We start from the raw sequence: 22,683 nt of genomic DNA, 5'->3' as shown, positions 1-22,683 counted from the left end.
TTTCTTTTAACACTATTCTTTTTCACACTTACAGTTGTGAAAAAGGGTTGCTTAGCGTCTCTTTTCATTTTCTGCTTTTTTTCGTTTTATCACTTTATAACCTAAAATGAATACAAGTGCACCTACACATAAAATTAAAAAAATGACCAAAAAAGTCTGTTTTGCGTCTGGTTTATTTTCTTTGAGCTGCATATTAAGGCTATTCGCCTCTAACGTATTAATCGTAAAATCTTCTATCCATGACCAATTGCCACCATTTTTGGAAGAAACCTTGATTTCAGCGGAATAAGTCCCTGCGCTCAATCCTTTATCGGTTAAATCAATAGGAAAATCAATCATCGAATTCGGAGCCATTCGCATGTCTTTCTTTTGGTATTCAACTAATACTTTTTGCTTGTTGGCTTTTCTTACTTGAACAGCGATCTTCATCCCTTCGACATATACCGGATGACGATTAGAAAGATTGATAAACAAATGACTTTTTTTATCTTTGAATGCTATGTATATTTTGTTTAATTTCAGCTCTGGTTTTATGCTATTCGTATCACCAACACGTAATAACATCCCTACTAAAAAAGCAAACTCATTTACAACGATATCTTTTTTTCCTTGATCACTTGCTTTATGATCCACCACAGGTTTCAATTGAATACCGCCAGCAATCAACCCATCTTTCATTTCCTTAGGCAGTGTGAGCATCAAATCGACTTGCTTACTCCCACCAGAAGGGATCACCACTTTAGTTGGTCCTTTAACGATAGTGGTGAAATCAGTTGTCAAAGAGGCATCTTTTGGCAAATCATTCGGTCCATATTCAACTTTCCCAATGCTATTGGTTTTTGCTGTGTTTAAGTGGATTTCAACTGTTAGGTCTTTTGCTAATGAATTATAGAGTTTGAGGGAAACTTGTTGTTCTTGTCCTTTCTGCATCGTCAGATCAAAGTAACCTAAGTTCTTATTTTTCTGATTCTCTGGATATACAATTTCATAAGATAATCCGCCAATCAAATTGGATGAATCTTGTTTTGCGAGGCTTTTAATGGGATCAACGAACAGTGCCAAACAGAAGAATAATACTATTAGATATATACGATGTTTTTTCAACGACTGATCCCTCCTTCTCTTTCCAACAATAATTCCTCGATTCTGTGTCATACAGACAATTCTGTGAACAATTTATAACAATAACTGTCAACCAATCTACTTACTTATTTATATCAACACACTACTAAGCTATTTCTTAGTAAGTATTGTCAAGACTCCAGTTCACGCTACCTTTAAATGCTTTACCGGCAGCTCCTGTTCCTGTAGTAACTGTTAGTTTAGTATCTGATAATTTTGTAGCAAAACCGCCTTTGACAGCATCTGCTTGCGTTTTTGCAATGATATTTGTTGCAGTCGTATTGCCAGCTTCTAATGTTACACTTTTGCTAACAGTGATATTGTTAGGATCAGCAAGTGTTCCTAAGTTTCCTTCGATTGGATTTGGTAAAAAGTCATTTGTATCTGGATCAACTTCACCAATATCGTAAGATTGTGCATCACCTAAAGTAAATGTTAGTTTTGATGGCAATTCTGTAGCTGAGCTGTCTTTAGAAACTAATTTAGACAATGAAGCCGTCACTTTCCAAGCAGAAGTTGTTACGGCTCTTGTGCCTTCTCCGCCTGTTTCAGTACCTTGTCTGTCATCATTCACGACAATATATTGATCTCCGGCTACAGTATTGCTATATGTAGCAATATTCGCTGTTGCTGCTTGACGACCAAAATCAAATTTAGATGGTGTCCATACCAATGCTAAGTTATCTTTGAATGGTCCTGGTCCAGGTTTTACTGGTCCATCAGTGTCAAAACGAATCCCCAAGTCTGTTTGCTCATTTCCGACTTCTTCTGCATTCGCAGGTTTTGCAAAAATCAGCAACGCTGATGAAGCAAGTAATGTTGTAAATAGTATTTTTTTCAAAATTTAATCACCCTTCTTATTTAACGTAAGTAAGATTGGCGACAGTTACTGTTATAAATCGTTCACAGAATAATACGTTGTTTCACCAATCTAGCCAATCAGTTTGATTTGGTCTTTTAGCAAAACAAACAAATAAATAATCAACCCTAGACTTGCGATAGACACAGCTAATAGACTAAAGTTAAAAACTAAATCCAGCTTCTTTTTTCGTAGCTTTCTGACTAAAAAAACGTCTCTTGAAAGTGTCACTAGAAAAAATAGTAACGATGTAGAGGCGATTCCTCCTAATATATAAATCCATAAATAATCTTTCATTTTACCCTCCTATACGTGCATGCTGTATACCTTACGTAAGCTGATAACACCTAAAAAGACAATCAAACAAGCGACACCTAACAATAATAGAATGAACGACGTCATCATTTGTCCTAAATGAGGTAACGCACCATCCGTTTCTGGGTAGACGGGAGGTTTTGTCTCATAAATTGGCGGTTTCGGTTTATCTGGTTCAACAGACTGATTGAATGATATACCTGTTTCTGTTTTCTCTTGCTCCGCTAACGCTTGAGGCGCTTGGCTAAACAAAATCCCAAACACACACACTACAAGAAACAACGGCCAAATAAAGTAAGGCTTTTTCATCCTTATTCACCATCTTTTCTATTGATTTTTTTTCGTTTTTTCTTTTGATTCCCCTGTTTTTTTCGTTTTGCAATTCTGACTTTTTTCCATTGTTTTTCCCATTTTTTTCTTCTAAGAAAGGTCAACGACATGATCAAGACACTAATCACTAAAAGGAATATCGCAGTACTTTTGATCCAAGTTGGCGTAATAATTTTAAACGCACTTTCTTCATTCATTTTTTTTGCTTGTTGGTTTGTGATCGTGAAGTCTTTGCTCAGCTGCCATTCTTGATAGTCGTTGGAGGCGTCTAGTTTTAAGGTATAGGCGCCAGATGGCAGATTAGCGATTCCCCAATCCATTTCAAAATCAAACGAACTGTTTGGCGCCATGCTGTAATTTTCGACAGATTTTCTTTTGACGACTTCCGCGGTCCCTTTTTTCGTCATCGTGCCGACAATGCTTAAATTTTCTAATACTTTGGGTTCTGGATTTTGTAAGTTCGCTAAAACCATTTTTTTCCCGCGTTTGATTGAAGCTTTTGCTGAGTTTAGATTCAATGTTTGGGCGTTATTGAATTCATCACCAGAACCTGACGTGATCAATCCGACACGGTAAGAAAACTCAGTTGAGACACCACTTTTCGCTTTCTCTCCTTGATCCAAGGCAAAAACGATTGCGCCCATTTTGACACCGTCATATTTTTCTTTCGGGGGTGTCAATTGAATTTTCACTGTCTTTTCCTCATAATTACCGACTGTAATATCTGGTGTGGCTATTTTGATCATCGAAGTCACTGGTTCTTTTAGTGTTGAATCGAAATACGTTTTATCGTCGCTATATTCGATCGTACCACCATCACCTGTGATCGCATTGGTACCATAGATCTTTATTCGTACATTTTCTTTTTTGGTACTTTTGACTCTTACTTCTAATGTTTGGGCTTCGCCTGGTGTTGTTTTTATATAAAAATAGCTTTTATTGGGATCGATTTGTGTATTTGACTGTACCAAAGTCACTGTATAGCCTAGATTATTGTCATCATCTGCCGCCATTACTTGATCAGTAAAAAAAAATAATGAAAAAACACAGATAAGGCTTAGATATATCGCATTAATCTTTCTCATGAAAAAGGGTTCTCCTAACTACTAGTATTTATTCTTATTGAATTGATTGAACAATGATTTCAACATACCATTCGTTTTTTTCGTCACACTTGATAGATCCTGCTAACTTATGACCTTTATTAGCAAAATAATCCGTCCAATGTGCCAAAAATTCTTTGGTATATTCTTCAGCTGCTTCCCTCGTTTGAAACGGTCCTTCGACTTTGACCATTTCATTTTCTTCGTACGATTCATCTTTTTCTTCATATAAAGATTTTGTAATGACATATATGATATAGACAATCGTCAGAGAAACGATGAATAGTAATAAAAACAGCGGCCAAATAATCGTTATCAATAGCGTTATAGCACTGATTCCGATAATCGCTAGAAACACGATCGTTGAATAAGTTCTCTCTTTTTGCTTGATTCCTTCGCGCTTATTTTTGGTATAAAACATCAAGAGTAGAAAAAGATTTAACGTCATCAGTAAAAAAGCAACAAATAAATACGTTAGTACATCACTCAAGTAATAATTCACTATGAACAATAACTGAATAATAAATTTGGCATTTTTGTCTACATAAAATATAGCCCCTTCATAAAACCTTGAAAAAAGAATAAAATTAGTGATCCATCCTACCAAAAGGATCAATTGACCGAGATAATACCCTCGATATTTTTGATAATAGTTCCGTTTGTCTTTCACACATTTAGCCATCCATTTCTTTAAATAATTACGTAGTCTTTTAAATCCATCTAGTCATTCTGATATGAGGGATCATTGCAAGACTTTTTCGCCTCGATTCTCGAAAAGAAATCGTTCGTTTTTTGAATAGGTAAGTAGATATCCTTTTGTTCGAATAATTTCAATTTCAAAATAGCTTTGTTCTTTTAATTTATTTCTGATATGGAAAATGAAGTTTGCCACACGATACTTTTCTAGAGATTCTCCCGTGGAGTTACCGTAAATTGCTTCATTGATTTGCTCATAGGTTACGACGTTCTCCAAGTTCTCATATAGCAGCTCAATAATTTTGAATTCTTTTCTGGTTAGTGCTATTATTTTGTCATGTACCACTAGACTTAGCTTGGCTGGATCTAAGTAATGATGATCAGATATTTTTTTCGGTTCTATCCTGTTTAATAAGTGATTTTTGTAATTGAGTGCATTTTTTATTTTGATTCCTAGTTCCTCAACCCCTTGATCCGACTCAATAATTTCAATTACTGAATTTTTACTTAGATGAGGATATAATTTTGTCAGCTCAGAGTCCTTTCCTTCACTTAGAATCCAAATAAATAAGGAATGTTCTTCTTTTAGATCGATCAACCACTGAAATGCTTTAACATAATCAGATGATTTCTCCAGCTGAAGCACTAAACCATCCAATGCTCCGATTTGTTCTTTTTCTGTAATTTCAATTAGTGAATACTGTTGCTCAATGAGAGCCCGTTTTATCAATAACTCTATGTGATCGTTCTGTTCAGAATCATCTCTGATATGTAATAGGCCAATTGTATTTTCCATATGGCTCCCTCCTCTTCAAATCTTTCTACCATTTATTTTCTTGTTTTATTAACAAACGAGAAACATCCTTACAAAACCACTTATACCAACACTCAAAACACTTTATGACGGCAAAATTGACGGCGTAGGTTTCTTAAATATCAAATAGCTAGCGAACAATCCTGCTACTCTTGAATCCATCAAACAAAAATAGTACGTTAAATGAAAATAAAGAAAAGTCTTACTACTTTTCAAATGTGATAATTTTTGAAAAGTAGTAAGACTAGCTGATTAAATTAATGGCTTTTCTTTTCTCTGACATAAAAGAATTTACGTAAACGTCTAGCGTCATTTTAGTAGAATGATGACCCAATAAAGCACTGATCGTTGCTATGCTCACTCCTTTTTCTAAACAACGAGTTGCAAAACTATGTCTCAGCTGATGAAAACGAATATTAGCAAAATGAAAACTTTGACAGATTTTCTTTAACCACGTTGAAATAAGACGTGGTTCTGCTGGTTTATCTCCTCCCAACACAAAGTCACCACTCGTTTGTTCTTTTTGTTGGATCAAAAGATTCTTGATATTTTTAGAAATTGGAATAGTGCGTTTAGACGCAAGACTTTTCGGCGTTCCTTCAATAACTTGTGTTTTTTTGTTCACCCCATTAACCATTTGGATTCTTTGAATCGTGCGTTGGACTGTTAGAATATCGGATGAAAAATCGATGTCTTTCCACTTTAATCCAGCAATCTCACCGATTCTCATACCAGTTTCTAGAGCTAAAATAATCGCAAGTCCTTTGGGATGCGTTGCTGCTTTTTCTTTTAATTTTTTTTGGTCTTGAGAGGTGATTGCCTCTATATTATTCGGAGTTTTTTTTGGCAAAGTGACATATTTACAAGGATTATCTGAGATCAACCCTCTTTTTACCGCGGCCGTACAGCAAGACATCAACACTTGATACACGATTCGAACAGAGTTAGGAGACAAATCACCTTCTATTTTTTTGATCCAATCATTCAAATTGCTCGTTGTAATGTTTTGCAGGGGACTGTCTCCTAAAAAAGGCAGGATGTGTTTCGTCATTTTATTAGTATAGCTAGCATGTGTGCTAGGCTTCAATTGCCCCTGTATTTCAGTTAGCCAACAAGTTGTCCAGTCATTAAGAGTCCCTTGATACTCAATGGTTTTAAAGGTATAGTTATGTGAATAAAGAGCTTTCATCGTTAATAATCTTTCTTTTAAATCCATATATGTTTTATTATATACATAGCCATATAGAGCACTTCCATCACTCTTTCTTCCTTTTATGTATCTTCCTTCCCAGCGACCATCTTTTCGTTTATAAATATTTTCACCTTTTCTTACCATAAATCATTTCCCCCTTATTTTAATTTTGACGGCGATTTGACGGCGAATAAAAATTATTGTAAAACAGCCATTAAACAATAAGATATAAAAGCGAACACAATGATTAAAATACAAAAAAATACTTAAAACAGTGTTGACAAACTGAAAAAAACAATATATCATCAGCTGAGAGACCTAAATATCACGGCAATTCCATAATTTTCTCGTTTGTTAATATAACAAGAAAATATTATTTTAAATAACAAATATAAAAGAATTTTTAAAACAAAAAAAATAATCTATTTTCAGATTTATGCCTAGAGACTATTTGAGATTTTGATTTCGGAGGTCTTTTTTTATGTGAGTATATATGTTTAAGTCCTGTCCAGTTAATTATCTGGATAATTCTTTTCTCGAAGTACCAATAACAATGACATCATGTCACTCTATTATACCTTTTATGAATGCAAGTTCTAGTTCCATTTTGTGATGTAGAAATTTTAGGAAGCAAAAAAGACCTAATAGAGATATTAGGTTTTTTTGTTTCCCGCTCTTCAGTTTTGATAGAGGTTCGTGTTTTTTTAGTAGAGCGGAAGATATACTGTTTAAACTGAGCTAGACTACATTAGTACAACCCAAGTAAAAAGGCATGACATATTTCAATACACTAGCTCTAAACAGAGCTAGACACTAACAACAAGAAAGTACCTAAGTTCACAGTAAAATTTCAATCCACTAGCTCTAAACAGAGCTAGACGAAAGTTCTCGAACCTCTTGAAAGAGATCTTCGTCAATTTCAATCCACTAGCTCTAAACAGAGCTAGACCAAGTCTTCGTTATTCAAAAAAGTGTCACCCCCTAATTTCAATCCACTAGCTCTAAACAGAGCTAGACATTGAACATTCATGTTTAATTCAATTGATCCGTCCGAATTTCAATCCACTAGCTCTAAACAGAGCTAGACCTTTATTTATTTTGTTACAGGTCGAAGTTTATATAAATTTCAATCCACTAGCTCTAAACAGAGCTAGACGACATAAATGCAATCACCATCACTCTTTACAAAAAGATTTCAATCCACTAGCTCTAAACAGAGCTAGACCTTTTCATTATTAGGGGGTCAACGATGAGGATAATTTCAATCCACTAGCTCTAAACAGAGCTAGACAATATTCCGGACAAAGATTCTATGGAAATTTTTATTTCAATCCACTAGCTCTAAACAGAGCTAGACCGTGAAAATAACAAAAATACATGACATTTTTCTGCTATTTCACAAAAAATCAACTTAAAAATTAAATTCAGATGAGAAAAAGAGCTTTTTATTGATGTTAAACACCTATTTATTGGTGCGGATCTCCCAGTGTTTTCATGTGCACTTTGGGTCCGCACCAAAATGTTAGTGCTAAAATATCAAAGGTGCTTCAATATTAAAGCTTTCTTTTACACCTATATGTTCTACTTTTTTTTGATAGTTATTTCCCAATCGATAAATTCGCAAACTGTCTAATTCTTCATCAATTAAATCAACTAATTCTTTTTTCAACTTTGTTAGTTCCGTCGCATCAACAACACATTCAAAAACAGAATTTTGGACACGTTGTCCATAATCTTGACATTTCTTAGCGACTTTTCTTAAACGACGGGTTCCATTTTTCGAACTTGTTGCAACATCATAAGTGATCAACACTAACATACTTTTCACCTACTTCCATAAAAATGGCGGGTAACCATCTAAATCTTCTCTTAAAAAGCGACTTAGTAATAATGCTTGAGCATAAGGAACTAACCCCCAATTGATTTTCTCCCCTAAAAACGGATGCTGAATTTGTTCTTGCTTTTTTTCTTGCCATTTTTGAAAAAAAATTCGCCTACCATCGTCCGTTAAAATCACAGCGCCACTTTCTTTTTTAACGAAATCCTTTTCAGTTATCATTTTTTTATTGATCAATGTCAAAACAAAACGATCTGCATAAATTCCACGTAATTCTTCCATTAAATCTAACGCCAACGAAGCCCGACCTGGTCGATCTTGATGCATAAAACCAACATACGGATCAAGACCAACTGTTTCTAAGGCTGCTGCACATTCTTGCGCTAACAAAGTATACGCCAAAGAAAGCATTGCATTGACATTGTCCAAAGGTGGTCTGCGGTTTCGACCATAAAAACCGAAATCACTTTTTTGTTGTAAAATCATTTGGTCAAACAATAGAAAATAGCGATTTGCTGCTTGTCCTTCGATCCCCCTGAGCGATTCTAGGTTATCGATTAGACGTATATCTTCTATATAATTTTTTAACTCTCCAGATATCTGTTTAAAGCGCTCAACATCAATTCTCATCGGATTCTCTCTTGTCAGACGTTCCAACATCCACCGTTGATTGTACAATTTACCAATAATAAAATGACGGGCAATCGCTAAGCTTTCTTCTTCAATGTCAGATAGACGATATTGCTTTTTACGTAATGTTACATTCCCCGTTGTACCTCCTGTAACCCGACTACCAAACTTACCAGTATTCGTCAAAAACGTTAGACCGATATTTTTTTCAGCACATTTGCGCATCAAAGCTGGACTTGCGCCCAAGTAGCCTGTTGTTACAATTGACTCTAAATTATGAAGAGGAACTCGGCCTAATGTTGTGTCTTCTTTTTTTATCACAATATTTTCACCATCTAAGGCTAGATAGGTTTCAGGAGTCGTAACGAATAATGTATTCAATAATTTTCTCATTCACATAACCTCCGATCTAAATAACCTTTAACCGTTTGAACATTCATCAATTTAGGCAAACAGATATTTTGTAACGAACACTTTTTACAGAAATTACCTGTTTTAACTTTAGGTGTGTAGCGCCTTGTCCAGTATTGATGCATTTCAGCTACATTTTTCTTGAGTTCTTCACGCAAAGCAGGCGTAATATCGATTTCTTCTCTGCGTTTTGTTTCATGATAATAAAGATAGCCTTTTGGTACTTCACAAACGAGCATTTCTTCTAAACAGACTGCCTGTGCGGTTAACTGTAAAATATCACTAAGTTCTTGCTTAGGCTTTCCATGCTTGTATTCAACTGGAATCGGTGAAAAGGTTCCTGATTCTCCGTTTAAGGGCACACCATTTGGATCTTGTACAAATTCCACAACATCACAGATTCCAGTAATACCCAAAGTTGGCGAATGGATAGGTAATGCACGAACAATTAAACGATCTTTGCGTTTTTCCCGAATCGTCGGTTGGTCTGTTTTTTCATGTAAATATTGTCCTTCTAGCGTCAAAACATTTTCTTGCCATTGCTGTTCAATGTGAATCAAGGCCCATTGACGGCGGCAAAAGAGAAAATGTTGGATACCAGAGATCATTAAATAATCTTGTTCATCGTACATATTATAGCCCTTCGATGACTGTTAGCTCGATTCCTTCTAGTGGTTCAACCATTACTGTATAATCATCGAATGATTTTGCTCGATCTACTTCAGGATTTTTTTCGATTTTTACAGAACGGTGGACTTTTGCAGAGGATGCTTTGCCCATTTTACTTGGGTGTTCCCACCAGTACACTTTTTCTACAGCCATGCTACCGTCTGGACGAGCAGAGGATGCATCATTTTCGAAAAGAGTTGTTAGGGCTGCTTTGATTTTATCTGCGTCATCGATGGTGAACCCAGTTTTTTCAGCGAGTTGAACGTTGATGCTGCCGCTGAAAACATAGACACCAAAGTCAACGAAATGTTTGGTTCCCATGGTATCGGAGCCTTTTTTATCACCCGTAACAGAGTTCACACTTTTCGTAATTTGCATCGTGTTGATATCGATTGGCTCTACACTTACAGCGGTCTGTATAGAAACAGGTCCACGAACACCAACGGATAAATCAGAGCCTTTAAACGCAAAGACTTGCCCAAAACTTCTAGTATCCATGAATGTTTTACAAGCGATTTGTGCGTAACGATCCGCATCCTTTTTCTTGTCTTTACTAATTGCCTCTAATTCCTCGACCGCGTCTGCTCGATCTTTCAAACTTTTAAAGCCATCATCCGCACGGTCATCAGACTGAACAAAAATACGTTCACCTAAGTCTTGTAGTCGATTACGAATTTTACGTTTAATTGCTACATCCGATATTTCTCCGAATCCGTCGAAGTTTTGGCGTGGTCGGTTTCCATTTAATGGATCACCGTTTGGATTGGCGTTTGTTACTGAAACAATGACTTTAAAATCGATTTTATTTTCTAATGTACTCATGATTTATTCCTCCGTTTTGTCTTCTGATTTTTTATAAGTGTCTAATTCATAACGTTGTTCAGAATAGCCCATAAGATATTCCCCATTCAATGGTTTGTTTGTTCTTTCCCCTTTTTCAAAGGATACAACAATTTCATCTATTAAATGTTGATAATATAGGCCTCTGTCTTTCAAACGTCCGTAATATGGAATTAAGTTTTCTTGGAGTGTTTGCCAAGTTTGTAAGGGATGATTACTAAATGTATTCATGTAACGCATTGCATTTGTCATTCTGTCTTTTTCACCCAAAGAAAGTGATTTTCTCTCCACCTTATCTGCTACCGCCAACATTCTTCCAAATAGATAACTTCTATCAGTTTCATTTTTATCTAATGCCACAATTCTTTCCCCCTTTTTAAAATGTTTATTCATGACTGCACAAGCAATACTTAGTGTTTTTTCCCATTCCCATTTTTCCATGCTTACAGGATTTGATGCTCGTTGCAACAGGTTTCTAACAAGATTGATTGGTATCTTTTTACCATCCACAACACAAGGAAATAATTCATGGATTGTATTTTTTATTAGCGTGTCATTAGCTCGTGCACCATACGCTGCTTCAGCAATGTCTCTAAGTGATGGAGCACCCCAAAATGTGTAGCGTTGCTTATTTTTACTACCATACGTATGACGCCAAAAACAGGTTTGATGCCATGCTTCAATTCGTGTAAAGTATTGTTCTTTTTCAAATGAACGATAGTAGAGAACGCCCATTCTTCCAGGAGTCGCAGCATCTAAAATCATAATATAAATTGGCTCATGGTAAGAAAGCTTCACGCTATAACCATTCAAGGCTTGCTTAAATAACTCAGAAAATTGTTGATGCGTTGTATCTGGATTTAATAATATTTCTGCTTCTTCATCTTTGGCAAAAATAGCATCAAAATCAAGAAAATCAGCACTTGATTCTTCTGGATTAGGCACCTCTGTTTCTTTTTTCCCCCAGGTTAAAAAGACTCGTCCATCCAAAATAAAGGCTTGTTTGCCAATCAGCCATTTCAAAGCATTGTGTCCTTTTTGAGAAACTTCGTAACTGATCGAAGCGACTTGATTTTTATCAGTAAAACGACCTTTGTATGTGAAATTTGTAGAATCATTTCCTGAGATCAATTTCGCCATATCACCGCCATAGCGTACTTTTGAAGGATGGTTTTCTGTTAGTGGTAACATTTTTCCAGTGACATAATCTAGCCCTTCATTTGTCAGTTCATTTGTATAATAAGCAACAAATGAATCAATTATTTCTTTATCTCCCCAGAGTGGTCGTTTTTCTTTTCCCTTTTCTTGAATAGCAAATCTGACAAATGAAGCTGATTGTTCCCCAACTACCACACTAAATAACGGCGGCTTCTCACCAAGTTCTGCTTCAAGCTCTTTTGACCATTTCGGAATAAGTTGATGATTCTTTTCAAACATTACATTTGCTTGTACTAAATCTTCAATCAATGTTCCTTTTTCTAAATACTTCAAAACACTTTTAACAACTGGCTGAGAATACTCTGATTCGCACCATGCCTGCAAGTTTTCTATATACATTTGATACGAATTTTTTCCAGCTTTATTCTTCTTATAGACACCACCATATTTTTCAAAGTCACCTGCCACATAGACTAAATTGTCATGGATTAAATGAGGTGCAGAGGTTGAGCCTGATCTTCCAGCAGACTCGATTGTCACAGGAATCATGGTTTGTGACTCTTCTTTTGGTACAACATCTGCCTCGTAAAATTCACCCTCTGGCGTTATCGTTACTTCGATTTGTGCATTTTGATAAGCATGAGCAATGGGCAAAAGAACGATTTCTTTTCCAGAAGATGTTCGTTGAACTTTCCCTACTTGATCCGCATTTTCTTTGTATGTTTCATATAAATCATTTAACCAACTCATCATTCAACCTCCTGTTCCAAGGTTTCAAATAGTCGATCGACAGTTTCCATTCCTGAAGGGTCAAATATTTTCGCTTGCATCGTTCTAAGCGGTCGAACTAAGCTACATTCTTCTGGTCGTATAAATTGAATAATGCCTTTTTCCATAATCGGACGCCACAAACGAACAGCTAATTCCTCTTTTCCTGTTTCATCTGGATAAGATAAACCGTGCACCATCGTGCCAAAATGTAACTCTCCTTCATAATTGTCATAGTCACCTTTCGTCGCACCAAACTCAACTGGTTCTACATATCCTTGACATTCTCTTGTTCCTAAAAAAATATCTCTCCGTCCGCCAGCTTTGATCGAACGTTTTAAAATCTGATAATGTTTGTCTTCATCCCAATCTCCTTTTAAATCAGGGCGATGTGGATTAAACTCAAAATGGACTTTCACTTCATAAACAGGCTTTTTCAGATACGTATAATATGCTAAATCACTAGCGCTGCTATCATTGTATTTCATCGGTCGCATGCCTTTTGATTCCATTTGAATCGAGTTCATCACGCGAACTTCATCAATATAGTACATAATCGATGGTTTCCAATAAATGCTTTCTGTGATTCCTTTGAGCGCTTGATAGGTGGGCACTTGATAGGTCATTTTTTCACCACCCATTTTTGTCAAAGGATCTGTAAAAAGAGCGTATTCACCTTCAACTCTAAATGAAATCTGATTTTTGTATCTCATCGTTGCTTCCTCCTTTATAATCAAACTCTTGAAGTCAGATACTATTAAAATCCTAAATAACCACTCGCCACTTCTGCTTCTATATCTATTCCAAACTTCAAATCATACGCATTACTGGTCAGAGCCAAAATATCGCCATTCAACAGTGGATAAATTCCACCACTTGCTTGAAGTTCTATCAATTCATGCTGGAAAATATTGACCATATATTGTTGTGCTTTTTTCAACGTTGGCGCATACTCTTCAGGTCTTAGCTCACCATTTAAATCCGCAATCAATTCATTCCCATCTTTGTACGGAACAAGCACTGATGTCGTTGGACTATCAATGACTTGAAAATATTTCCCTACTGTTTTAGGACTACTTCTCAGAGCCAAAATAGGTGCAGAGCCGTGTGTTCGTTTATAATGTTCCAGCGCATTAGCACCTTCTCCTAATAGACTAAATAGTTCGAGCGATGTCTTTTTAACTGGATAGTTTAATTCATACTTAAAACAATCATAATAACGATCAAAATACCGTTTTTGAACATCATGAGAAAGTAATTCCGCTTGTTCAAGTTGACTGTTTTCTTTAAGAATATCTAACGTAATTCCTTGTCCTTTTTTAATCTGTGGCAAATGAGTCAGATTTTCAAGATCTGTGGAAAGATTAACTAGGTAGACTGGTTGTTGCTTAGTTTCCCCATGTCGATTACACCGTCCTGCAGCTTGAGCAATTGAATCCAAGCCAGCCACCGAGCGAATCACCGATTGAAAACTAATATCTACACCCGCTTCAATTAATTGCGTTGTGATACAGATTAGTTTTGTCTCACTATTTTTTAGTTTCTCACGTAATTCATCCAACAAATCTTTCCGATGTTTGGCACACATTGAGGTACTTAAATGATATAATTCAACATCTTCTAATTGTTGTTCTTCCAAATATTGATATAAACTCCGAACAGCTTTTTTGGTATTTAAAATAATCAACAAATTTTCTTTCTCTACTAAAATGTCTTGACTGAAATCAGCTAATGCTTCAAGCTTCCATGGTTCATCTGTTGTTCGATCAATGACCTTTACTCGTTTAAACTTAGATTCTACTTCTGATAAATCCAAAACCATTTCGCCATCGGAATCTTTGGTTAACGCTCGTCCAACATTTTCTAAAGACGGCTGAGTTGCTGTACACAGAACACTCGTTGTCCTACCGAATTTTTTTAAGAAGTTCAAACTTTCATTAAATAAATGGGTGCAGTTCGTTGGAACACCCTGAGCTTCATCAAAAATAATCACAGCATTCGTTAAATTATGAAAACGACGTGGGTTTCGAGTTCCTCGACTGTAAATCGTATTTAGAAACTGCACCATCGTTGTAAAAATTACAGGACTTTCCCAATTGTCTTTCATTAACGCTTGTTTTTGCTCCAACGCTTCTTTTTCTGATTCTTCGGATTTCCTTGCTTTCGTTTCTTCCTGATCTGTAAAAACATTGGAATGATGCTCTAGAATATTTTCTTCATCTTTTAAAATCTCTCGGACTGTCGCAGCGTTCTGTTCGATAATCGTTGTGAATGGTACGACATAAATGATGCGCTCTTTTCCATGTTTTATAGCGTGATTCAAGGCAAATCGTAAACTAGCTAACGTTTTTCCACCGCCCGTGGGAATCGAAAGGGTATAAATCCCTATTTCTCTTTCAGCAAAGGCCTTGCATTGATTTGACATCTGTCCACGAAGTTGGTTAATTGGTGTGTCAGCGGTAAAAGTTGAAATATATTCTTCTAGGCTTTGACTATAAGATTTCAGTAACTCGTCATTTTCATGCTTTTTAAATTTTTCATTTTCTTCAAACAACATCGTATTTGTTCGGTCGGCATCCAGTAAGCAACTATAGATGAATTTCAAAAGGAAAAATGTATCATTTTGTTTGATTCTGCTTTTTCCATTTGATTGATAAAAACCTTTTAAATCTTCTATTGCTTCTGATAATAATTGTTGAAATTGTTCTTCTGACATCACTTCTTCAAAAAAACGAAGTTTAATCTGTTCATAATCTACAACTTCTATTTCCGCTACTCGCCTAAGATAATCAGAAGTTGCTTCTCCTTCTGGTGTAAAAAAATCTTGCAGCCCTCGACTGCTGTGATGAGAAATAATCGCATTCCCCACCAATTCAGCAAAAATATATGAAAATGGATCACGACTATTTTTGTGGCAATAATCAAAAAGAAGTTTACCGCCAGCTGTTGAATGATCCACGCTCCCCCGTGTCACACTTTTCGGATCAGCAACAGCTTTTCTTAAATATTCTTGGAATTCGTTGGAATATTTTCCTAAATCATGAAGTAAACCTGCTATATAGCTGACTTTTCTTAATCCAATTTTTGCGCCCCAATCGCCGCTCAATACGGCACATTCTACTAGGTGATTCTTTAATAATTGCTCTTCTCCATCTGATTTCCTTACATGTGCGACATACATACTTAAACTCCTTAATTGGTTTCTAAATGTCTTAAATAAATTATACCACTTATAAAAAAAAGAACTATCTAAAATTTTAGATAGTTGAATTAATTTCCATAAAAATAAATTCGTATTAATGTTTGTTAATATAAATTGACATTTAAAAACAAATAAATTATAATTGTACAACAACACTAAATATCACTCAGAATTCTTTACAACATTCAATATATCGTAGTAGAATAAGAATTAAGAGGTGATAGTTATGTTATTTACAAAATCAAGATTACAAGGTAGCTCTGTTGTCGTGACACTACCAGCTAACAATGGAGAAAAACCTGAATCTAATAAAGAATATGTGGTTGTCTATTCAGAAGATGGTACGATTACTCTAATACCCAAAATCACTGATCCCTTTTCTGGCGGAGCTGAGGGAGAATTTTATGAAGCTGATGAATGGTCAGACCTGACGCCTGAAGGGAGAGAATTATTTTAATGCCTAAAAATAAGACTTACATCCCTAAAAAAGGTGATATTATTTGGATTAACTTTGATCCTTCATCTGGTAAAGAGATTCAAAAACGAAGACCTGGCCTTGTTGTTTCACGTTATGATTTTAACAGGAAAACAAAATTTGCAGTGATATGCCCAATTACCACAACAGTTAAAGAAATTCCAACCAGATATACCCTTCCTGAAGAAGTTGAAATACAGGGTCAAGTTATTATCTCTCAACTAAAATCATTAGATTTTGTTTCAAGAAAAATTGAATTTGCTGATCGCTTACCTGTTAAAGATATGTCCAAAATAGATCAAGTAATTGAATACATTTTTTGAATAGGTAAGTTTTACATATTTTCAGTATTCACAACTATGTCACATTACTTTATGTGTGGATTGAAACGTATTTATGTTTGTTTTATAAGAAAAGTTGCAGAGCTGAGATCAGCTCTGCAACTTTTGCTAATCCTTTAGATTTACTTTTATAAAATAGACTCTCCGCACTTCAAAGCAAGAAAAACTTGACTCCATCTTTCTTTTCATGTATCTTATAAGTAGAAAATAACGAGCATGTAGATACACCAAAGACCCCATCACTTTCGAGGAGTGATGGGGTCTATTTTGGCTTTCAGCCGCTTTCTAGTCCTGCCGATTATCTAGCCAATGTTTGAATAGTCCCAAGACTACTTCAACAATAATCGGGCCAATAATAAACAATAGGTTCACCCCTTTTATGCGATACGTATCGCCATCGCAAAAGAGAAAGCGACCACTTTTAGCATTGAGGTTGGGACAGAAGTGTTTAATCCCAAGAAATAAGCTGAAATGCACGAAAATTGCTCTTCAAATTTTTGTGCATTTCAGCTTATTTCCGAAGGGATTGCTTCTGCTCCCACCGTTTATCAGGATTCTTACTACCTTTTCTTCGTAATTAATTCTGCTTTTGTCAAATTTGTCCTATTCTTAAAATTATTTTGCCCATTTTCATTAATTTTGACTTCGCAGAAAAAACTCCTCAATTTCAAAAAAATGTTGTTATTTTTCCTTATATATAAGGAGTATGATTTTCATGTTATTTAATGCCGTTCCACAAAAAAACTCGTTGTGAACAAGCACCTTTTTATGTATAATAAAATGCATAGGATAGAAATAACTAACATTAAAAATAAATAAATTGGCTCTTCATGGTCTGGCGCCAACCAAACCAGAAGCCTTGTTTAAACAGCAGTATCTGTAAAGCAACTTTGCCAATAGCGTCAGGATAAATCTATTTTTTGTTGCACACTCACGACAGTGACAACATTTTTTATAGTCTCTTTATCTTGCCTATTTGTAGACGATTACAGGTCACCTGTGGATCGTCTTTTTTTATTTCTATCCTACAAACTTTGAGACGAAGAAGAACTTTCAGGGGAACAACGTTCATTTTATTCACCTTGTACTTTTCATCATCTGCTCTGCCTTATTGTCAGTCGCAGTCCTTCAATTCTTAGAGCTTTAGCTCTTAGAAATTGATGCGATCGAAGCGACAGCGTAGTAATTCAAAGCAAAAAAGGCACTTCATTGTTCGGCGCCAACCGTTCAATGAAGCCCTGAATAGAAAGCAGTATCTCTCTATCCAAGTTGCCCATTTACTAGTACCGTAGTACCAGCTTCTTTATTGTACCTAATTCTTGTAAGAATTTCTAGACACTTTTGAAATTTTTTCTGAATGCACAAGGTAGGGTTCTACATACTAGCATAATTCAACAATAGAGACGGACAGCTTTAGCATTTTTCTTTTGCTCTACATACTAAAGAGAAAAGGAGTATTCCCATGAAAAATTCCGCCATCTGCATCAAAACTGTCCCTTATCAAGAGATTCTAAATCTTCGAGATTCACTCGAGCGTTTAGAATCTTGGAAAGAACCGCTAGAAGTTTTGGAAAAGTATTTTACCAATCCAACTACACCAATCAATAAAAAACAAGTAGTCAAACAATACTACGCTAGTGCAAAATTGTTTGAAACCTTTCATAAAGAGTATGCACTTTTGATAGCCGAATCGCAAAATCAATTAGCGAGTATTACACAAAATCAAAAGATCTAATCAAAAAATGAAAAGGAATATTTTTTGCGTATTTAGATATTGTAAGGGATAAATTGAAAAAACTCACACGTCATTACAGCAGAAAAGTTTCGTAAGATGTAATTACATCTTATAATAGAAAAAAAGGAGGTCATCTTATGGATACTGTAAAAGCAAGAAGACAAGGAAATGCAATCATGGTTACCTTATCAAGTAAGTTCGCCGTAAAAGACGGTCAGGAGTTCTTTTCCTACAAAGACAGTGAAGGCATTATTTCTCTCATACCAAAAGTTGATGACTACTTTGCTAATGCTAAACCAGGTGAGTTTACAGACAGTGATGATCATTTAGCAACTGATTTTACACCTAAAGGAATTGAACTGGATAATTAAACAAAGAGACATTGTCACAATTGATTTTGAACCTGCAAAAGGTAGCGAAATCAAAAAAAGACGACCTGCTTTAGTCATGAGTCGTGATGAATACAACCTTTCTTCAAACCTGATTACTGTCTGCCCCATCACCTCAACTAAGTCAAATCATCCTTACTTTGTTTCAATAACCAGTGAGGCTTTTGAGAAAGAAAGCACAGTCAATACAAAGCAAGTTTACTCACTAGATTTTACCGAAAAAGGTGGACGGAATGTTCAAGTAATCGGTCATTTAAAAGCAAAGGACTTTTTAAATGTTGCGCAACATTTTCTACTAAACTTCAATTTTCCTTTTTAAAACAAACGAAAGACTTAGAAGTTCATTACCATCTTCTAAGCCTTTTCCACTAATTACATACGTCTTTCCTATGTCCAATTGTTACAATAAGAATCGTAATTGACCCATCCTCTATATCGCAACAATACGATAATCTCCAATTTGGTAGCACCATTGTCCGCTTTTGTTGCCAACCAAGCCTTTTCCTATCATTCTGGGATTTTCAATCCCTTCCAGATATTTATCAATCCACGAAAGAATTAATTTTGCTTGAAATCTGTCCATCTCTTTTAATACTTTTTGCGCTTCTTTTTCATACCGAACAACATACTTTTTTTCTGTCATAAACCAAGCTTCTTCACCATTTCAACATGAGAAATACTTTCATCTTTTATTCGATGCTCTTTCATTAGTTTATTGTAGGTATCCATATCAATTTGATCTTCTAAATTTTCCAAAATTTTAGTTCTAGCAAGTTCAGATAAGGATAGCCCATTAAAATCAGCCATTTTTTGCATGAACTCTTTTTCGTCCTCAGATAGTCTGAATGTCACAGTGCTCATTTCGTTCCCTCCTTTTGTATACAACTCTCAATTGCACGCTCTAAAAAAACTTGCCTGTTATCGAGCTCTTGAAAGTCCGCCTTCTCTTTTACCAAGAATTCATTTTTCGAAGGACTCTGTTCACAACGAAATTCTCTAATAACTCTTCACCCCATGAAGCACTACTTTTAATCAACATCCTCATCACTTGTACTTCTAAGTTCTTGTTTTAGCGCTTCATAATACCCTAATTTGAAAAAGTTATACCAGTTTGCTACTTCTTTCTCTGGCATTACTTGAAGTGCCAGCAAAATTTCTCTAGCAAACTCTAAATACCCCGTCCCGTTAGCTGTAATCAAATTATTCGCTCTTATTGCTTGGGTTTCTACAAATTGGTTTGCGCCCGTATAACGATTACCTGCGTACTCTTGCAAGTCTTGTAGTTGGTTACTTGTATGTTTGCCATCATTTAGTAAACCTAGAGTTCCCAGATAAACAGTCGCATCGCAAATCGCAGCAATCAAAGCGCCTTGCTGTTCCGCTTTTTCTACTAAAGCCACAACAGCTTCTGCTTTATCCTTTCGCCAAGACTTTCCGCCAATTAAAACCAACGCAGCAAACTCTTTTTGACACGCTTCAGCAAATGTATAATCCGGCAATGTAGAAAAACCGCCCATCGAATGAATGGCTTGTTTTTCATTTGACACTGTTTTAACGGTGAAACCTTCTTCCTGATTCAGAACCGCCGCAATTGAGGCCGCTTCCCAATCTGCATATTCTTCTAATAACACAAAAAGTACTTCTGTCATATTTTATTCCTCCTTATATATAGGTAACAACGCTCCGCTACACCTTGTACTTTTCAACATCAGTTCGTTTTATTCACTGTGTTTCAAAGCAGGCTCGTTTAACTCTGACAGGAAAATAGGAAAAACGAACTGAGGTGCTTTTTGCCTCATTTAGTTTTTATCTTTTTCCCGAAGACCTTCAATCCTTAGAGCTTTAGCTCTTAGGAATTGTTGAGATCGAAGCACAGCGTAGTGATAGCCCGTATAGCTAGATACCTTTCGGACTTTATCATACAACAGAAGTGTGACAACTGATTGTCAGCTTTTATAAAGAAAATACATTTGTTCAATTTTCGATTTGACTGCTTCAACGATTATCGGCGGTTCAATGACTCGTACCTTGTCTTGAAAACGTAAAATGAAATCCACTGTTTTTTCCTGATCGATCAATGGAAACACGATTGTTCCAACAGCCGAGGCTTTATCCTGTTCCTCAAAAAATTCTGCACCAAATTTGTCAATCAAATATAATTTATCCTTTTGATCATACGTTAAAACTACTTGTTGACTTGCCGGCAATGCCATTGCTTCTAGATAATCATTTTCAGACTCAATAGTTAGCTTTATAGCTTCTAAAGGTCGAGGCTCAAATCCCTCATCTAACAACTCATATGTTTGAATCCTGGTCAGTTTAAACAAGCGAAATGCCTTTCTTTTTAAGCAAAAACCATAAAGATACCAATGGGACGCTTTAAAAACAAGTTTATACGGTTCTACTTTTCGCTCTGAATAGCCTTTTTTGGAATGATACTGAATAACAATGATTCGCTGCATTGCTATTGCTTGGCGTAAATCATTTAGTTTGTTCTTGCCTTCATTGAGTGTAAACCACGACGATAGATCGATCAATAAATCGCTTTGCGGTTGTTGCAAGCTTGTATTTGGTGCAATTTTTGCTAGTAAGGGACTGATGTCAGAGGACGCTGAGATACTTTGAATCGCTGAAAGGCCGGTCAAAATAGTCGAGATATCTTCTGTTGAAAAAATATGTTTACTAACTTTATACCCCTCAACTATGCCATAACCGCCACGAATTCCTGAATAAGAAACAATCGGAATCCCTGCTAAATTTAACGTTTCAATATCACGATAGATAGTTCGTTTAGATACTTCCAATCGTTCAGACAATCCTTTGGCAGTCATTCGGTCATTTTCGGTTAACAAATTTACTAGACTGAGTAAGCGATCGATTTTCATATTTTCTCCTTTTCATTGCATAGATACGTAATAAAAAAGGAATCTATTTGCTAAATGCGCATTGATTCCTTCTTTCTTGATTTTTGTATCATCATTATACTGTGTAATTTCTTACAGCACAATTCAAGTTATTTGTTGATCGTGTCAACATCGGATTTATATACGCTTTTCTACAAAATTATATTATCTTTCAAAATATCCATATCCGTAATCACAATCTTCCGATCTTGAATCTTAATCGCTCCTAAATCCTTCAGCTGCTGCATCATGCGATTTACACTACTAGCAGAAGTGATTCCACAAAAATGGGCAATCTCTTCATTAGTGACCACAAAATCAACCAACAGCCCATCTTCTAACTGCACGCCAAACGTATCATATAACTCATATATCTGGGTACAAACCGCTCCAAATTTGCCATTCATCAACATTTGCTGCATCTTCTTCATCGAATACATCAACCGAACACGGTAATAATCCTTCACGTACATCTGTAATTCTTTACTCTGATTGATATCCTTCCAAAACTGAACCCGATCAATTTGATACAATTCTGCTTGCTCTGATTCGATTCGAATATTAAACGGCGCGTCGATAAACTGGGAATATTCATCTCTCAACAACGATACGATTTCCAAACTATTGATATACCTCAAATTAAACTCTCGTCCATCCGGAGAAATAACGCTAGTTTTGATGATACCGCTCTTCAAAATATACGCATAGCGATCCTGCAATCCTTCATAAGTTAAATAGGTTCTTTTTTTCTTCACAACGATTGGAAATGAATGATTATCTAAATATTCTTGTAAGACATGACTATCCATTTAATGACTCCTTATCCTTTTTTGAACATTTTCTGTAAAAATCTATTCTTATTTAAAAGCATAACACATCGAAAAACAATAACAA

At 35.7% G+C, this 22,683-nt stretch carries 25 protein-coding genes, 1 pseudogene and 1 CRISPR repeat array; of the genes and pseudogenes, 5 read left to right on the top strand and 21 right to left on the bottom strand.

Annotation, left to right across the window (positions count from 1 at the left end):
• Positions 1-51 precede the first annotated feature (51 nt).
• The 15 genes from A5821_RS14620 to A5821_RS14550 all read right to left on the bottom strand — a co-directional run bounded on the left by A5821_RS14620 (position 52) and on the right by A5821_RS14550 (position 15,925).
• A complete protein-coding gene (locus tag A5821_RS14620; protein WP_086315453.1) occupies positions 52-1,104 on the bottom strand; it encodes a DUF916 and DUF3324 domain-containing protein in 1,053 nt (350 codons plus the stop codon).
• Between the two features lie 136 nt (positions 1,105-1,240).
• Positions 1,241-1,963 (bottom strand): WxL domain-containing protein, encoded by a 723-nt coding sequence (locus A5821_RS14615; RefSeq protein ID WP_086315452.1) that lies wholly within the window; start codon positions 1,961-1,963, stop codon positions 1,241-1,243.
• Positions 1,964-2,053: 90 nt separating this feature from the next.
• Positions 2,054-2,278: a hypothetical protein gene (locus A5821_RS14610; RefSeq protein WP_086315451.1), complete on the bottom strand. Its 225-nt coding sequence runs from the start codon at positions 2,276-2,278 to the stop codon at positions 2,054-2,056.
• Positions 2,279-2,287: 9 nt separating this feature from the next.
• Positions 2,288-2,605, bottom strand: coding sequence for a hypothetical protein (locus A5821_RS14605; protein ID WP_086315450.1), 318 nt, complete (start codon positions 2,603-2,605; stop codon positions 2,288-2,290).
• Between the two features lie 2 nt (positions 2,606-2,607).
• Positions 2,608-3,711: a DUF916 and DUF3324 domain-containing protein gene (locus A5821_RS14600; protein WP_086315449.1), complete on the bottom strand. Its 1,104-nt coding sequence runs from the start codon at positions 3,709-3,711 to the stop codon at positions 2,608-2,610.
• Positions 3,712-3,745: 34 nt separating this feature from the next.
• Positions 3,746-4,399, bottom strand: coding sequence for a hypothetical protein (locus A5821_RS14595; RefSeq protein WP_086315448.1), 654 nt, complete (start codon positions 4,397-4,399; stop codon positions 3,746-3,748).
• A 72-nt stretch (positions 4,400-4,471) separates the two neighbouring features.
• On the bottom strand, positions 4,472-5,221 hold the full coding sequence (locus tag A5821_RS14590) for a winged helix-turn-helix domain-containing protein (protein WP_086315447.1): 750 nt from the start codon (positions 5,219-5,221) through the stop codon (positions 4,472-4,474).
• Between the two features lie 262 nt (positions 5,222-5,483).
• Complete coding sequence (locus A5821_RS14585; protein WP_086315446.1) at positions 5,484-6,575, bottom strand: tyrosine-type recombinase/integrase; 1,092 nt, start codon at positions 6,573-6,575, stop codon at positions 5,484-5,486.
• Positions 6,576-7,210: 635 nt separating this feature from the next.
• A CRISPR array of direct repeats spans positions 7,211-7,788; the repeat unit is 33 nt; unit sequence ATTTCAATCCACTAGCTCTAAACAGAGCTAGAC.
• Positions 7,789-7,959: 171 nt separating this feature from the next.
• Positions 7,960-8,250 (bottom strand): CRISPR-associated endonuclease Cas2, encoded by a 291-nt coding sequence (gene cas2 / locus A5821_RS14580; protein WP_086315445.1) that lies wholly within the window; start codon positions 8,248-8,250, stop codon positions 7,960-7,962.
• 9 nt (positions 8,251-8,259) lie between these two features.
• Positions 8,260-9,291, bottom strand: a complete 1,032-nt coding sequence (gene cas1c / locus A5821_RS14575) for a type I-C CRISPR-associated endonuclease Cas1c (RefSeq protein WP_086315444.1) — start codon at positions 9,289-9,291, stop codon at positions 8,260-8,262.
• The gene (gene cas4 / locus A5821_RS14570) at positions 9,288-9,941 is read right to left on the bottom strand and encodes a CRISPR-associated protein Cas4 (protein ID WP_086315443.1); all 654 of its coding nucleotides are present in this window, start codon (positions 9,939-9,941) and stop codon (positions 9,288-9,290) included. The genes cas1c and cas4 overlap by 4 nt, the downstream gene beginning before the upstream one ends.
• 1 nt (position 9,942) lies before the next feature.
• Entirely contained in the window at positions 9,943-10,800 is an 858-nt protein-coding gene (gene cas7c, locus A5821_RS14565; protein ID WP_086315442.1) for a type I-C CRISPR-associated protein Cas7/Csd2, read from the bottom strand.
• Positions 10,801-10,803: 3 nt separating this feature from the next.
• The gene (gene cas8c / locus A5821_RS14560; protein WP_086315441.1) at positions 10,804-12,726 is read right to left on the bottom strand and encodes a type I-C CRISPR-associated protein Cas8c/Csd1; all 1,923 of its coding nucleotides are present in this window, start codon (positions 12,724-12,726) and stop codon (positions 10,804-10,806) included.
• Positions 12,726-13,457, bottom strand: a complete 732-nt coding sequence (gene cas5c / locus A5821_RS14555) for a type I-C CRISPR-associated protein Cas5c (protein ID WP_086315440.1) — start codon at positions 13,455-13,457, stop codon at positions 12,726-12,728. Before cas5c ends, cas8c begins: the two co-directional genes overlap by 1 nt.
• Positions 13,458-13,501: 44 nt before the next feature.
• Positions 13,502-15,925 carry a CRISPR-associated helicase/endonuclease Cas3 gene (locus A5821_RS14550; RefSeq protein ID WP_086315439.1) on the bottom strand — a complete coding sequence of 808 codons (2,424 nt, stop codon included), beginning with the start codon at positions 15,923-15,925 and terminating at the stop codon, positions 13,502-13,504.
• Between the two features lie 247 nt (positions 15,926-16,172).
• Between A5821_RS14550 and mazE (A5821_RS14545) the strand changes: the two genes are divergently transcribed.
• Both mazE (A5821_RS14545) and A5821_RS14540 read left to right on the top strand, forming a co-directional pair.
• Positions 16,173-16,403: a type II toxin-antitoxin system PemI/MazE family antitoxin gene (gene mazE, locus A5821_RS14545; RefSeq protein WP_086315438.1), complete on the top strand. Its 231-nt coding sequence runs from the start codon at positions 16,173-16,175 to the stop codon at positions 16,401-16,403.
• Complete coding sequence (locus A5821_RS14540) at positions 16,403-16,744, top strand: type II toxin-antitoxin system PemK/MazF family toxin (protein ID WP_086315437.1); 342 nt, start codon at positions 16,403-16,405, stop codon at positions 16,742-16,744. The genes mazE (A5821_RS14545) and A5821_RS14540 overlap by 1 nt, the downstream gene beginning before the upstream one ends.
• Positions 16,745-17,047: 303 nt before the next feature.
• Here A5821_RS14540 and A5821_RS14535 read toward each other — a convergent pair whose 3' ends face one another.
• A complete protein-coding gene (locus tag A5821_RS14535; protein WP_139844078.1) occupies positions 17,048-17,134 on the bottom strand; it encodes a type I toxin-antitoxin system Fst family toxin in 87 nt (28 codons plus the stop codon).
• A 1,090-nt stretch (positions 17,135-18,224) separates the two neighbouring features.
• Between A5821_RS14535 and A5821_RS14530 the strand changes: the two genes are divergently transcribed.
• The 3 genes from A5821_RS14530 to A5821_RS14520 all read left to right on the top strand — a co-directional run bounded on the left by A5821_RS14530 (position 18,225) and on the right by A5821_RS14520 (position 19,205).
• Positions 18,225-18,497 carry a hypothetical protein gene (locus tag A5821_RS14530; RefSeq protein WP_086315435.1) on the top strand — a complete coding sequence of 91 codons (273 nt, stop codon included), beginning with the start codon at positions 18,225-18,227 and terminating at the stop codon, positions 18,495-18,497.
• Positions 18,498-18,634: 137 nt separating this feature from the next.
• On the top strand, positions 18,635-18,868 hold the full coding sequence (mazE, locus tag A5821_RS14525) for a type II toxin-antitoxin system PemI/MazE family antitoxin (RefSeq protein ID WP_086315434.1): 234 nt from the start codon (positions 18,635-18,637) through the stop codon (positions 18,866-18,868).
• Complete coding sequence (locus tag A5821_RS14520) at positions 18,861-19,205, top strand: type II toxin-antitoxin system PemK/MazF family toxin (RefSeq protein WP_086315716.1); 345 nt, start codon at positions 18,861-18,863, stop codon at positions 19,203-19,205. Before mazE (A5821_RS14525) ends, A5821_RS14520 begins: the two co-directional genes overlap by 8 nt.
• A gap of 49 nt (positions 19,206-19,254) precedes the next feature.
• Here the strand turns inward: A5821_RS14520 and A5821_RS14515 are convergent.
• From A5821_RS14515 to A5821_RS14495, 5 genes and pseudogenes are all read right to left on the bottom strand, one after another.
• Positions 19,255-19,529: pseudogene (locus A5821_RS14515) on the bottom strand (type II toxin-antitoxin system RelE family toxin).
• Complete coding sequence (gene relB, locus A5821_RS14510; RefSeq protein WP_086315433.1) at positions 19,526-19,747, bottom strand: type II toxin-antitoxin system RelB family antitoxin; 222 nt, start codon at positions 19,745-19,747, stop codon at positions 19,526-19,528. Before relB ends, A5821_RS14515 begins: the two are co-directional and overlap by 4 nt.
• Before the next feature lie 167 nt (positions 19,748-19,914).
• Complete coding sequence (locus A5821_RS14505; protein ID WP_086315432.1) at positions 19,915-20,535, bottom strand: DJ-1/PfpI family protein; 621 nt, start codon at positions 20,533-20,535, stop codon at positions 19,915-19,917.
• Positions 20,536-20,832: 297 nt separating this feature from the next.
• Positions 20,833-21,771 (bottom strand): helix-turn-helix transcriptional regulator, encoded by a 939-nt coding sequence (locus tag A5821_RS14500; RefSeq protein WP_086315431.1) that lies wholly within the window; start codon positions 21,769-21,771, stop codon positions 20,833-20,835.
• Between the two features lie 170 nt (positions 21,772-21,941).
• Complete coding sequence (locus A5821_RS14495; protein WP_086315430.1) at positions 21,942-22,598, bottom strand: Crp/Fnr family transcriptional regulator; 657 nt, start codon at positions 22,596-22,598, stop codon at positions 21,942-21,944.
• Positions 22,599-22,683: the final 85 nt, after the last annotated feature.

Source organism: Enterococcus sp. 7F3_DIV0205 (genome assembly GCF_002141365.2).
GTDB lineage: Bacteria > Bacillota > Bacilli > Lactobacillales > Enterococcaceae > Enterococcus_L > Enterococcus_L palustris.
The sequence above is the reverse complement of the archived record's forward strand: the minus strand, read 5'-3'. Positions and strand labels throughout refer to the sequence as shown.

Coding starts and splice junctions, on each gene's coding strand:
- A5821_RS14610 (WP_086315451.1), bottom strand. CDS start 2,278: ATGAAAGATTATTTATGGATTTATATATTAGGAGGAATCGCCTCTACA.
- A5821_RS14605 (WP_086315450.1), bottom strand. CDS start 2,605: ATGAAAAAGCCTTACTTTATTTGGCCGTTGTTTCTTGTAGTGTGTGTG.
- A5821_RS14600 (WP_086315449.1), bottom strand. CDS start 3,711: ATGAGAAAGATTAATGCGATATATCTAAGCCTTATCTGTGTTTTTTCA.
- A5821_RS14590 (WP_086315447.1), bottom strand. CDS start 5,221: ATGGAAAATACAATTGGCCTATTACATATCAGAGATGATTCTGAACAG.
- A5821_RS14585 (WP_086315446.1), bottom strand. CDS start 6,575: ATGGTAAGAAAAGGTGAAAATATTTATAAACGAAAAGATGGTCGCTGG.
- cas2 (WP_086315445.1), bottom strand. CDS start 8,250: ATGTTAGTGTTGATCACTTATGATGTTGCAACAAGTTCGAAAAATGGA.
- cas1c (WP_086315444.1), bottom strand. CDS start 9,291: ATGAGAAAATTATTGAATACATTATTCGTTACGACTCCTGAAACCTAT.
- cas4 (WP_086315443.1), bottom strand. CDS start 9,941: ATGTACGATGAACAAGATTATTTAATGATCTCTGGTATCCAACATTTT.
- cas7c (WP_086315442.1), bottom strand. CDS start 10,800: ATGAGTACATTAGAAAATAAAATCGATTTTAAAGTCATTGTTTCAGTA.
- cas8c (WP_086315441.1), bottom strand. CDS start 12,726: ATGAGTTGGTTAAATGATTTATATGAAACATACAAAGAAAATGCGGAT.
- cas5c (WP_086315440.1), bottom strand. CDS start 13,457: ATGAGATACAAAAATCAGATTTCATTTAGAGTTGAAGGTGAATACGCT.
- A5821_RS14550 (WP_086315439.1), bottom strand. CDS start 15,925: ATGTATGTCGCACATGTAAGGAAATCAGATGGAGAAGAGCAATTATTA.
- mazE (WP_086315438.1), top strand. CDS start 16,173: ATGTTATTTACAAAATCAAGATTACAAGGTAGCTCTGTTGTCGTGACA.
- A5821_RS14540 (WP_086315437.1), top strand. CDS start 16,403: ATGCCTAAAAATAAGACTTACATCCCTAAAAAAGGTGATATTATTTGG.
- A5821_RS14530 (WP_086315435.1), top strand. CDS start 18,225: ATGAAAAATTCCGCCATCTGCATCAAAACTGTCCCTTATCAAGAGATT.
- mazE (WP_086315434.1), top strand. CDS start 18,635: ATGGATACTGTAAAAGCAAGAAGACAAGGAAATGCAATCATGGTTACC.
- relB (WP_086315433.1), bottom strand. CDS start 19,747: ATGAGCACTGTGACATTCAGACTATCTGAGGACGAAAAAGAGTTCATG.
- A5821_RS14505 (WP_086315432.1), bottom strand. CDS start 20,535: ATGACAGAAGTACTTTTTGTGTTATTAGAAGAATATGCAGATTGGGAA.
- A5821_RS14500 (WP_086315431.1), bottom strand. CDS start 21,771: ATGAAAATCGATCGCTTACTCAGTCTAGTAAATTTGTTAACCGAAAAT.
- A5821_RS14495 (WP_086315430.1), bottom strand. CDS start 22,598: ATGGATAGTCATGTCTTACAAGAATATTTAGATAATCATTCATTTCCA.